The following is a 12,309-nucleotide window of genomic DNA, read 5'->3' as shown; positions in this document are numbered from 1 at the left end:
TACCATTACCATCAACAACGAAGGGCCATCATATGAACGCAAACTCTTTCACCACAACAGGCAGTGCCATTCGTTCCGGACACCTTTAAAGGGAAAGCAGGGAGTCGATTACTTCGCAAAGGCGCGCAACAGGCCGCATTCGGGGCAGCGATAAGAGGTGACTGTTCTTGTTCTGGATTCTTCAATTCTGACAGTCTTGGTTCTGTTTTTCGTCTTAAACCCGAAAAACGAGCCGCCCGCGGTTTCTGGAGCGTCCGGATGCCACGTCGCCTGGAGCGCACCCAGGAGCGTCGTATCTGGAATGAATCCTTTTTCCATCTGTTTTTTGCAGTCCGGTCAATGAGGTACTGCGTTCATTAAACTCTCCCCTAAGTCATGTTTTCAGAAATGTCGACTTGAGTTTAACGTAGAGCGGATGCAATAGGATCATCGAAAGATCAAAGGAAACCAAAATACCATTACTGGACTGTGTCCTGTTTTACTATAACGTCTTCAGGGGCTATTGGGCCGAGTATGAGAGATGCTCTGCTAACATGTGATCACTTTAGAAGTCTTTCAGCGTTTCCTGCAGATTGATATCGAGGCCGGCTGAAAGTGTGATTCGCAAGCCGTTAAGGCTGCTTTCTTCAAACTCGATTGATTTGAGCGGCATCTGCGAATTTGGTGACTGGCAGAGAATGACATTTTTGCCGCGTAGAGAAAAATAGTAGTCCTTTAATCCACCCTCTTCGAGTGTTACAAAGACCAGCACACCATCTCTGACCTTCACCCCCTGTACCTTATTGAAGATCATCGTTTTATTTGCAGGGGGATGCTTTAAATGAGTGGCAAACGTTTTTTTCTGCGCGCCTGACTCCACATCAGGTTCATCGGTCAGAAACAACAGCGACAAACTGAACAGGATTACGAATATGGATGAAATGGTCGATAAAAAATCTCTCATGCTACTTCTCCACCCGTTGGTGTCAGGTATCTGATACTGGATTCTGCCAATTGGCTCCTGCCAGTCAATTCCTTCTGTAAGTAACACACGGGCTGAGAGAGTTTGTCACGCGTTTCCTGGAAAAATGTTCTCTCAAACTCAGAGAATGATTATGAGGGGGGGGCTCAGGGCAGCTCATTTTTCGAGCTGACTGATGGCCGCAAGTCGCCAACCTCCGGTAGAGCGCTTCAGTTCGAACATGAGACGCTCTCCGTCAGCAGTCGCCATCACGTGGGAATGGAGTGCGTCAGAATCGAGGAGCACCATTTGAATCTGGGGGGGATGTTCCATGAAGAGCTCACCCCAGTGCTTCAAAATTTCTTTCTGTGCCAGATTACTGGTCGCCCCGTGGGATGCTTTTCCGGCATCCAATGCGATAGCGGATTCAATATAATTCTTGACTGCATCCCGTGGATAGACGAATACGTCTGACGATGATTGCGTTTGACGAGCAACCCCTGGGCTCTGCAGCAGCTTCGAATGACTGTGAGGCACCAGGGAGGCCGTTGATTTGTTATCGGAATTTCCAAGCCACGACAGATCATCGCTGCTGGTGAGTTCTTCAATGCGGCGTCGAATGATGGTTTTGGCATCCTGTTTACGCTGGCTGAGCTGCGCGCGGGTCTCACGCAGATTTTGCTCGACCAGCTCGATTTGTGCCATTTGCAGTTGATGACGCAGATTGAATGCGCGCTGGACCGCGTCGTTTAATTTGTTTTCAGCTTTGTTGCGAGCGGCTTGGTCTGACTTCTGCGAATCGTTTAATAAGCCTGTTCCTTTTTTCTTAGCTTTGCGTCCCGGCAATGCACTGTTTTTCAACTCGGTCGCATACCTGGCGGAGTCGCGTTCCGCGCGCTCATAATCCATTCGCAGCGCTTGTATCGGCTGGAAACGTGTGGCGTTTTTAACTTTGCTGTTGTTCGACTCGCCCAATTGATTTTCTTTACGGGAGTTTGCCCCATCCGCTTTGGATTCGATCTGCGTATCGGGAAGATTCGCTGGCTTGTCAGCAGCGTCGACGCTGAGCGTGTCATCCTGTTGCGCAAGAGCAAGACCGACAATGCCGGAGAAAAGTAAGAAGAAAGTTATTGCGATACGCATGATAGTCACCTTGTTGATGAAGAAATTGATACAGTAATTATGGTACAGATTCAGTCCTGTAATGCTGTACCTGGATCGGGTCTGTTCAGGAAAGGACGCCGCGCGTCTTGTGAGAGCGCGTCGGAAAAGTCAAGCAGGTCGGCTGTCTTCTGCAGCGATGGCCCGGTATTCCATCCTGTTCCCTCCGCAAATCCAGGTGTTTCCAGTGTCCCGGGGCCCTGTTCTCGCGCAGGAAGCGTTTCGTTGGTTCGATTTTGCTGAATGGCAGTCGGCGAAATGACTTTCCCGACCTGAAGAATGATCATCGTCGTCAATAGCAGCACACCTAAGCTGCCGGCAATCAACCAGCGCATGTTGAGTCCGGCATGCGATGCTTTTCTGATTAAAACCGTGCTGGTCCTTCCCGCAGACGGAAGTACTCTTTCCGGCATCGGAGCTGAGTCCGGTGTCTGCAGATGCGCCAGCCATTGATTCAGTAAGCCGGATACTTCATCGGCCGATTGAAAACGGTCTTCGCGGGGTTTCTCAAGTAACTTCGTCACAATCTCTTCGAGCCAGGATGGCACCTCGGCGTTGATGCTTCTTAAACTGCGTGGAGTGTCTTTACCAATTCGATTCAACACTCCCATCGTTGTTTCAGCGCGAAACGGACTGCGGCCTGCGAGCATGAAGTACATCACGCTGCCCAGAGAAAAGAGATCGCTGCGATGGTCGATCGAATCACCGTGAGCCTGTTCCGGCGACATGTATTGAGGCGTACCTGCGATCACACCACTGCGGGTCATACTGGCATCGTCGATCGCGCGCGCCAGGCCAAAGTCTGTGATTTGGACCCGCTCGACCCCATTCTCCAGCAGGATATTCTCCGGCTTTATATCTCGATGAACCAGTCCCTGTATGTGAGCAGCTGAGAGCCCGTCGGCAACCTGTGCTGCGATGCGTATGGATTCAATGACAGACAGTGGCCCGTAATCTTCAATGCGTCGTTGCAGACTTTTCCCTTCCACAACGGGCATCACCAGAAACGGCAGTCCATTATGTTCGTTGACGGTTAGAATCGGCACAACGTGCGGGTGTACCACCGCTGCGGCGCTCTTCGCTTCACGGGAGAAACGCTTGCGGGCTGCTGCGCTGCTGGCAAACCGGGGAGAGAGAACTTTGATTGCACATTGGCGATCAAGTGCCGTATCAAGCCCCCGCATTACAATCCCCATTCCGCCTCGTCCCAGAAACTCCAGAATTTCGTATCGCGCGAACCGTCCCAGCGAATCGTCACGCTCCGTAGGTTCCAGCAAATCTGCCTGATCGTCTTCCTGTGGGCGAATACCCGGGTAGTCTGGCGATAACGGAGACTCGGAGAATTCATCTTCTCGCAGCATTTCCCCGACATCGTCCCATGACAGCCCCTGCCGGGACAAAGTGTCAATTTGTTCGAGGCAGACTTCGCATGTTTCGACATGTTCGCTCAGCGCACTCTGCTGCTGATCGTCAAGCTGATCATGCAGGTAGCGTTCCAGCGTCGTTACGTCGAAATGAAAACGTGCCACCATATTATATTTACCTTATTCTTCGAATTGGCGTACTTTTTCGCGTAACCGGGCCAAAACACGACAACGCGCCGTACGTACCGATCCCTGTGTTTTATTCAATTGCAGTGCGACGTCAGCAATCGAATGCGCCTCCACTGCCGTCAGCCAGAAGGAAAGCCAGATGGGTTCTTTAAACTCAGTCTTCAGTTCCTCTGCTGCCGCGCGAAACCGCACTCGCCGCAACTCCATATCAAACAGCGTCGCCGTTGGCTCGTCACAGGAGGGAAGCTGTTGCAACATTGCCAGTACATTACTGTCCCCCGAACCAATGGGTCCTTTTGAACGTGTTAAATGGTTTATCACCAGATTTCGGGTAATTGTTCTCAGCCATCCTCGAAATGAACCAGCCGCATGCGGGTCGAAACGTTCGATTGACTTGCGGACTGCTGTTAAAACGTCCTGTGACAGATCTTCTGCGTCGGCATACTGTAAACCTTTCATCCGAGCAACTCTCACGATCAGCGGTCGATAGATGCAGTTGAATTCATCCCAGGCAGCATCCTGGGTGGGCTGCTGTAGCCTGGCAATCAGCGACACTCTTGTTTCAGGACCTTGCAAAGCGACTCCTCCACTGGATAACACACAAGAATGAAGCGGATGTTACAAAAAAAATAAAATATTCGAATGGTTCTCTTCAGTTGTATTGTAAAGACAAGTCAGAACAGGACATAAGAGTAATTCCCGTTTTGACAGCCACTGCAAATGGAGTCGGAGGATCTTCTCCCGGTACATCGCTGTGAGCAGGCAGTTATATCAGTTTCCTGTGAGAGAAGAAATAATTGCTAAGTTTTCGTACAGGCACTGAAACGATTTTTATGAAACTTCAACACGTGGGCAGACAGGTGGATGGCGGTATGCGGAGTTCCGTGCCAGTGAATTCGGGATCAGTTGAATGAACAACCCGGTATTTTTTTGCTACCAAGTAAGCCACGAATTTACACGAAATAGTTGTGGTGAGGGGGGCTTGTTGACAGGATTCGGGAATTCTTTCGAGGTGACTTGTTTTCACCGCTGGTGGATGTTCAGGTTGATTTAGGGTGAAAAGGTTCCTGACACCTTTTTGTGGGTAAGGAAAAAAGGTTCCTGACACCTTTTTATCGGTTTGCTGATGTTTCATTCTGGCAACATCCCCTGAGGTAAAGCACTCATTTCAAAAATAGTGAGTTCTTGGATGATTAAGACGTTCTATATTTTTAACGAATACGCTCACTTTTTTATCAATCGATTTAAATCGTAGCTATGTTACTACTCAACGAAATACAACATATCGAATTTCCATTGCAAATCTGCTGATCAATTCCCCCCCCGTTGTTCACAGGCTCTTGCTATGCGAAATTTCAGGGGGATCAATGAATCAGAGTACTTTCACTGAAACGATCGACGAGATCATTCCATCAAAATACGACAGATGTAAAAATCACGATGTCGTCATCAGCCCCGGTGGAACAATTCTGATTATTGAAGACAGTCATACGCAAACGCGTATCATCAAAGATTCTTTGATAGATCTTCCGCTGGAGATTCACTGCGTGAGTACGGGCCACGAAGCTATCGAATGGCTGAATGTCAATAAAGCCGTTCTATTACTTCTCGATTACGAGTTGCCTGATATGAAAGGTATCGAAATCATCGATACGCTAGCGCAACAAGGTCAATATCTCGAGTTTCTCGTCATGACGGCCCGTGGTAGTGAGACCGTCGCTGTGCAAATGATGAAGCGCGGTGCCGTCGACTACTTGATCAAGGATGATGCTTTCACCAGCCTGCTCCCGACGATTGTCGAACGCGCATTAAAGAAGATCAAATCGGAACAGATCCTTGAAATTGCCCAAAACGCTTTAAAACAAGCGGAAAAAAGAACGCGATTGATTATCGACTCTGCGGCCGACGGTTTTATTTCAATGTGGGATGACGGCACGATTCTGGACTGGAACAAGGCAGCCGAACGCATTTTCGGGTGGAGCTACAAGGAAGCCATCGAACAGAATCTGATTGAATTAATGATGCCGGAAACACACCATGCTCATTTCAGAAAAAATCTGCTTGACTTACGAAACAGCGATCATAGCCTGGCCCAGAATAAATTAATTGAAGCAACCGCGTTGAATAAAACCGGAGCGGAGTTTCCCATTGAAATCTCTGCTTCCATCGCTTCCGAAGGAGAGCCGTGTATCCTCAATGCATTTATACGCGATATTTCCAATCGTCAAATGCTGGAATCTCAGTTAATCCAATCGGAAAAGCTGGCGTCACTCGGTCAACTCGCTGCGGGTGTGGCACATGAAATAAACAATCCGATCGGATTTGTAAAAAGTAATGTGGGAACACTCAGTGAATATGTGGGGATCTTCACGCGTTTACTGAGGCTGTACGAAGAACTGTCCCAAGCGATTCGCGAAGAAGATAAACCACAACAGGAACGGTTGCTCACTCAAATCCAGACGATTCGCGAAGAAGAAGACCTCGCAGATATTTTCGAAGACGTCAATGAGTTACTGTCAGAATCGACCGAGGGCCTGGTCCGCGTCACGGAAATCGTACAAAACCTGAAGAGTTTCGCCCGCGTCGATGAAGCGAGTGTCAAAGAAGCCAATATCAACGATGGGATTGCCGCTACCCTCAAAGTTGTCTGGAATGAATTAAAATATAAAAGCGAGATCGTGACCGATCTGGGAGAGATTCCCGAAATTCGCTGTTCACCCGGACAACTGAACCAGGTCTTTATGAATTTACTGGTTAATGCTGCCCAGGCGATTCCTGAACGAGGCACGATCACGATCAAAACGGAAGCGACCAGCGAAGAAATCATCATTCAGATCTCCGATACAGGTATCGGAATTCCGGAGCAGGAACTCTCACAGATCTTCACTCCCTTCTACACCACTAAACCGGTTGGTCAGGGTACGGGGCTAGGCCTCTCGATCATTTATGGAATCATTCAGAAACACAATGGTACGATCTCAGTCGAGAGCAAATTAGGGATCGGGACAACATTCACCATTCGATTACCACTGGAAGGGATGTGTGCATGAATCAGAAAACCGTCCTTTGCGTCGATGACGAAATCAATGTGCTTCGATCCTTAAAGCGACTATTGAGAAACGAAGAATATCAGTTAATTACCGCGAATAGTGGTGCTGAGGGAATTTCGATACTGGCCGAGCAAGAAGTCAGTGTAATCCTTTCTGACCAGCGGATGCCTGGCATGACTGGTACCGAATTTCTTTCGATCGTAAAAGAGAAATATCCGGAATGTGTCCGCGTCGTTCTTTCCGGTTATGCAGATGCAGCCACAATTCTTGATTCGATTAACAAAGGGGCAATCTATCGTTTTTTGACAAAACCCTGGAATGATGAAGAACTACGAATCACCATTCGCCAGTGCTTAGGGCAATATGAATTACTACAGGAAAATCGAAACCTGACACAGGAAATCAAACTACAAAATGCCAAATTGAATCGGCTCAATCAGCAACTGGAAGACCTGGTCGGAAAAAGTAAACAATCGTTGCATTTTTCGCAGGAAGTACTGGCGAAAATCCCTATCCCAGTGGTTGGCATCAGTGCAGAAAGTATTATCGTTTTAGCAAATGAATCCGTAGACCAGATGTTTCCCACGCTACGCGAAGTGCATCTCGGTGCCGACATCAAAGACATCTTTTCCAGCGAAATTGTAGAAACCGTCACGAATTGTTTATCAGGTAGCAGACAGACCGAATCCCTGCCCCTGACACTCGAAAATAAACAGGTTCAGATTCATTGCAAGAAGCTGATGGACGGTGATCAATTACGAGGATGTGTTCTCTCGATGGAAGAGTGCTATGGATGAAATAAAACTAAATCAGATTTTAAAATTGGTTCGATCTGTCCCGACACTGCCTGAAGTGGCTCAGGAACTAGGTCGACTGGCAGGCGACCCGACCTCATCTGCGCAGGACATGGCCTATGTCGCAGAAGCAGACTCGGGCCTCGCCGCGCAAATTTTACGTGTCGTGAATTCTTCGTTCTTCGGTTTTTCCAGACAAATATCGACCATTCCACAGGCCATTGTCGTCTTAGGCACACATGGCGTTCGCAATATCGCACTAGGCTTAACCGTTTCTGCCATTCACCCCAATCTGGCTACGAATTCACAATTCTTTGATGTCGACGATTTCTGGAGGCACTCTCTCTCCGTTGCGATTGGCGCACGACAGTTAGCCAGGCATCTTGTCATCTGCGACCCGGAAGAAGCCTTTCTTGCCGGCCTCTTGCATGATATTGGCAAACTGATCCTGTTGGAATCATGCACAGAGCAGTATCTGGCTTTAATCGCTGCTGCAAATGCGAAGAATCAGCCACTACACACTCTGGAAGAGACACAACTCGGTTTTAATCATACCGATGTTGGATTTGCACTCTGTGAGCGGTGGAAGATTCCGGAATCGGTTGCCTATACGGTCCAAAACCATCACTGCTGGAATTGCGATATGACAATTTCCACAGAGCAGGACCAGCTTCTTTCACTCATCAATACCGCAAACAACTTAGCGAAAGTCTCTGGCATCGGCTTTAGTGGAAATACTTCTGTGACTTCCTTCTGTATGCAGGCATCTTTCTCATACAGATCACTCTCAGAGGCACTGCAGAAAACCCTGGAGACACTTCCCTCAGAAGTCGCACACACAGAGAATCTGTTTAACATCACATCGCAGCAGAATTACGCTGCTGCCTGCAAAACAGGAGATACCTGTGCGGGAGTCGTGATCCAAAATCCGGACTTCTACAAAATCATCAGCTTACTGTTACTCAGTCAGGGAATTATACCGGTGACGCTTGAAGAACCGATCCCGGAAGGTGCAGAGATGATCGCCGTCGTGACAGATGCGGAATTAAATCCGGAATCACTGCCTGTTGCGTGGCCTCAAAATATCATCGTTTACCATCATCATGAAGAGTTAATGCACCAGGAATCTCCTGAACGCAAACCTTTTCAAATTGATGTCGAACAACTTCGAATCTGGCTCAATGAGAAACTCCCATCTTCCGTGAAGGAGGAATTAGTCCAATGAACCCCAAAGTAATCTTTATCGACGATGAACCACACATTTTGAAAGCATTTGTACGACTCTTTCGAAAAGACGCGATAGACATCATAACGACATCGTCACCTGAAGAAGTCTGTCAGTTGGTACAGACAGAAAGCTTCGCGTTAATTGTCTCAGATCAACGCATGCCTGAACTGGAAGGTACGAAGCTGCTGGAGCGCGTCAGAGATTTATCCCCGGCAACCATTCGTATTATCCTGACCGGCTATGCAGACAAAGACGCGGCCATTGAAGCCATCAACCAGGGATCAGTTTATCGTTTTTTGACGAAACCCTGGGACGATGATGAATTGCGAAATGAAGTCAAACGGGCCATCGACGAATATACGCTACGACAGGAGAATCGCAGACTTCAGGAATTGACACAGTCTCAAAACGACAAATTACGAGACTTAAATCAGAACCTTGAACAAAAAGTCAAAGAGCGTACTGAGAAAGTTACACTCCTGAACCAGCAGTTAAAACAGGGATTCATCGGCTCTATTCGCGCCATGGCCCAACTGGGGGAAATGCACAGTTCTGACCTGGGGGAACACGCAAAACGCGTCACCGTCATGACCGGTCAGATTGCAAAACAGCTTGGATTTCAGCTCGAAGAACTGTTTCAAATCAACTCTGCTGCTCTGCTGCATGATATCGGAAAAATAGAGCTGCCTGCGAATCTGTTATCAAAGCCTTACGACAAACTGATACCAGCTGAACAACAACAGGTACAAAAACATGTTTTACTAGGCGAACAGATCGCACAAATGGTACCCAGTTTAGAAAAAGCAGCCGTCCTTATTCGCCATCATCATGAACGCTTTAATGGATCAGGTTACCCAGATGGTTTGAAAGGTGAGGAAATTCCGCTGGGTTCACGTATTATTGGTGTTGCCGACTATTATGACCATCTGCAAAACAGTCGCAATAATACCCCCGAAGCGATTCTGGAATCGATGGGCAGACTGACGGGAACCTGGTTCGACCCGCAGGTCGTTTCTGCACTCCATCAATACCTGTTTCCCGATGAACATCAAAGCGTACTTTTGAAATACTTCAACAATCGAACTGCGGGCCACCCGCGGCAGGAACCAAGCACACAAGCACAGCAGCAGCAAACCAGGCAAAACCACCCTCTGATGAACGAGGACGTGGATGTCACTGTGGAACAAGATCACCGTGTGCGTCCTTATGAACTCAAACTGGGCATGACAATCTCCCGTGATCTTTTCTCTAATAGCGGAGGTTTACTTCTCCCGCGTGGGACCGTCCTGTCTCAAAAACACCTGGAAAACCTGAAATCACTCTCGCTGGCGAATCCGATTTCTGATCGAATTTTTGTTCAACCAGAAACATCTGATACTAAAACAATTTCTGCCCCCTCAGAAACTCCCGTTTCTGCTTAAGGAACTGCAGTATGAATTAATCGGAAACATTGATAATTCACAGGCATCGTGCATACCCACTTTCTCAATTTTTATCAGGTAATAATTTATGAGCCAATCCGTCCTTTTAGTCGATGATGAACCAATCCTGCTGAAGTGCGTTCGAAGATTACTGCGACCTTTAGAAAAAAAAGGCGTCGTCGTCTGGACCAGCAACTCAGGAGAAGAAGCGGTTGAGTTATTGAAAAAACATCACATCGATGTCGTCGTTACCGATGAAAATATGATTGGGATGTCAGGTACAGAATTACTGGCCTGGATTTCGGAACATTCACCCGAGACCAGAAGAATTGTCTTAACCGGTGACGTTTCTGTCTTAATCGCAATGCGCGCGATCAATCAGGCTGGCGTAGATGCGTATTTAACAAAACCATTTAAAAACGCAGAGTTACTGAGCGCAGTACTCGGTGCCCTGCATGCGAAAGACCGGGAATCACGAGTGCAGGCAATCCGAGATTCCATCATCAATGATCTGACGGACAAAGTCGAAGAACAGTTCGTCCTCGAAAGCACTCCTTCATAATATTGATACACTGGCTCAAATCTGCCCGTTCATTCCACAGAAGTAAAACTGACGCTTAATCTGGTGATCAGAGAACCCAGCAGAATGTAGCCAATCAGGACTTCCAGCATCACCAGTGCCTGACCGGTCACACTTAATGGATTTGCATGAATATCACCAAACCCCAGCGTGGTCATAGTGACACAGGAGAAATACAGACAGGAATACATGCGCATAAAGATGCTGGCGCCAACCAGCTTTGTGGGAAGTTCGACAAACGGGAATTCTGAAGAAATGATATAATCATCCAGCAAGATAGAACTGCTGTAAATCATCGCGAACAAAAAGGCAAATCCCACGATACAGGCCAGGATGCGTTGCGTTGAGTTCCCATAATCTGAAGTCCACCAGAACGCCTGAATTGCCCACCGCTTTAACACAGGCATTTCCTGGTATTTCTTTTCCCACATCTGGCGACGCATGTTCCATTCAAGATAACTTAAATCGGTAATCGGATTGAATCGGGCGGTCCGCAGCGCCGTTCCTGTGGCATCAGATTTCTTATTGAATTTACATCCGCTGAAATAAGTTCTGGCATCCACAATCACATTCGTCAGTTCGACCGACTCCAGAACGGTGCCTTGTAATAGCGCCAGTGACAGATCGGCTGCATTTAAGGTGGCTCCTCTGAGATTGGTTTCATTGAGTTTTGTGCCAGTCATGTTACACCAACTCAAATCTGCATCACTCAGGTTGGCTGAATTCAGATCGGCTTTTGACAAATTCGAACCACTTAAATCACACCAGCTCAAATCGGCTTTACTCAGATTCGCTTGTGTCAGGTTCGCTTCCCGCAAGATCGCCATTTTGAAAATAGCCATCTTCATATTGGACTGACTTAAATTGACATTGAGTAAATTGGCATCTACAAAGTTAGCATTAAACATCTGAGCCTTCGTTAAGTCAGCACTTAACAGATTTGCCTGTCCCAGGTGGGCATCATGCAGATTTGCTTCACTCAAGTTGGCATATCTCAAATTTGCTTCCCCTAAATCAGCATGGAACAAGTTTGCTTTGCTCAGATCCGTTTTACTTAAATTCGCTTTCTTCAGGTTTGTATGAAACAAATTCGCTTCACTTAAATTCGCTTCGTGTAAATTAGCGCCTCCCAACTCCACGCCACCTAAGTTCGCCCCACTCAAATCGAGTATGGTTTCCGGGTTTTCGGACTGCCACTTCGTCAAAGCTTCCGTACCCTGCCTGACAATTTCCACATGTGCCGCATTAGACATGAACCACTCTCCATAGTTGAATTCTGCAAACAATCGGGGCGTATTATGAAAACCTGTTCCATTCGGAGCAAGAGAATATTCAAGAACGCGAATTGCCTGAACCTGTTAACATGCAGATACTTGAAAATGGAGGGAAATCTCTTCATAAAAAAGGTGTAAAAAAGGTGTCAGGAACCTTTTGTTGACAGTTTAGGGGGATTACGCTAGAATCCCCTGATTATGGGACGACCAAAACGCGCCGCACAAGCGGGATATATTTATCATGTGTTGAACCGGGCGAATGCCCGGATGACGATCTTTGAGACGGACGAAGACTACGCCGCGTTTGA

At 47.5% G+C, this 12,309-nt stretch carries 10 protein-coding genes and 1 pseudogene; 5 read left to right on the top strand and 6 right to left on the bottom strand.

Features of this window, described 5'->3' with window-relative positions:
* Positions 1-108: 108 nt before the first annotated feature.
* The 5 genes and pseudogenes from ACN0YH_RS27790 to ACN0YH_RS27770 form a co-directional block, all read right to left on the bottom strand.
* Positions 109-324: pseudogene (locus ACN0YH_RS27790) on the bottom strand (hypothetical protein); the annotation flags it as partial.
* A 220-nt stretch (positions 325-544) separates the two neighbouring features.
* On the bottom strand, positions 545-943 hold the full coding sequence (locus ACN0YH_RS27785) for a hypothetical protein (protein ID WP_417382870.1): 399 nt from the start codon (positions 941-943) through the stop codon (positions 545-547).
* A 174-nt stretch (positions 944-1,117) separates the two neighbouring features.
* A complete protein-coding gene (locus ACN0YH_RS27780; RefSeq protein WP_417382869.1) occupies positions 1,118-2,083 on the bottom strand; it encodes a hypothetical protein in 966 nt (321 codons plus the stop codon).
* Between the two features lie 50 nt (positions 2,084-2,133).
* Positions 2,134-3,633 (bottom strand): serine/threonine-protein kinase, encoded by a 1,500-nt coding sequence (locus tag ACN0YH_RS27775; RefSeq protein WP_417382868.1) that lies wholly within the window; start codon positions 3,631-3,633, stop codon positions 2,134-2,136.
* A 12-nt stretch (positions 3,634-3,645) separates the two neighbouring features.
* On the bottom strand, positions 3,646-4,209 hold the full coding sequence (locus tag ACN0YH_RS27770; protein WP_417382867.1) for an RNA polymerase sigma factor: 564 nt from the start codon (positions 4,207-4,209) through the stop codon (positions 3,646-3,648).
* A gap of 812 nt (positions 4,210-5,021) precedes the next feature.
* Between ACN0YH_RS27770 and ACN0YH_RS27765 the strand changes: the two genes are divergently transcribed.
* The 5 genes from ACN0YH_RS27765 to ACN0YH_RS27745 all read left to right on the top strand — a co-directional run bounded on the left by ACN0YH_RS27765 (position 5,022) and on the right by ACN0YH_RS27745 (position 10,709).
* Positions 5,022-6,704 carry an ATP-binding protein gene (locus ACN0YH_RS27765; protein WP_417382866.1) on the top strand — a complete coding sequence of 561 codons (1,683 nt, stop codon included), beginning with the start codon at positions 5,022-5,024 and terminating at the stop codon, positions 6,702-6,704.
* The gene (locus tag ACN0YH_RS27760) at positions 6,701-7,501 is read left to right on the top strand and encodes a response regulator (protein WP_417382865.1); all 801 of its coding nucleotides are present in this window, start codon (positions 6,701-6,703) and stop codon (positions 7,499-7,501) included. Before ACN0YH_RS27765 ends, ACN0YH_RS27760 begins: the two co-directional genes overlap by 4 nt.
* Positions 7,494-8,723 (top strand): HDOD domain-containing protein, encoded by a 1,230-nt coding sequence (locus tag ACN0YH_RS27755; RefSeq protein WP_417382864.1) that lies wholly within the window; start codon positions 7,494-7,496, stop codon positions 8,721-8,723. The genes ACN0YH_RS27760 and ACN0YH_RS27755 overlap by 8 nt, the downstream gene beginning before the upstream one ends.
* A complete protein-coding gene (locus tag ACN0YH_RS27750) occupies positions 8,720-10,147 on the top strand; it encodes an HD domain-containing phosphohydrolase (protein WP_417382863.1) in 1,428 nt (475 codons plus the stop codon). The genes ACN0YH_RS27755 and ACN0YH_RS27750 overlap by 4 nt, the downstream gene beginning before the upstream one ends.
* An 88-nt stretch (positions 10,148-10,235) precedes the next feature.
* Positions 10,236-10,709 carry a response regulator gene (locus tag ACN0YH_RS27745; RefSeq protein WP_417382862.1) on the top strand — a complete coding sequence of 158 codons (474 nt, stop codon included), beginning with the start codon at positions 10,236-10,238 and terminating at the stop codon, positions 10,707-10,709.
* A 29-nt stretch (positions 10,710-10,738) separates the two neighbouring features.
* On the opposite strand, the gene ACN0YH_RS27740 is transcribed toward ACN0YH_RS27745, so the two are convergent.
* Positions 10,739-11,980 (bottom strand): pentapeptide repeat-containing protein, encoded by a 1,242-nt coding sequence (locus ACN0YH_RS27740; protein WP_417382861.1) that lies wholly within the window; start codon positions 11,978-11,980, stop codon positions 10,739-10,741.
* Positions 11,981-12,309: the final 329 nt, after the last annotated feature.

This window comes from Gimesia sp. (assembly GCF_048262075.1).
Taxonomy (GTDB): Bacteria; Planctomycetota; Planctomycetia; order Planctomycetales; family Planctomycetaceae; genus Gimesia.
The sequence above is the reverse complement of the archived record's forward strand: the minus strand, read 5'-3'. Positions and strand labels throughout refer to the sequence as shown.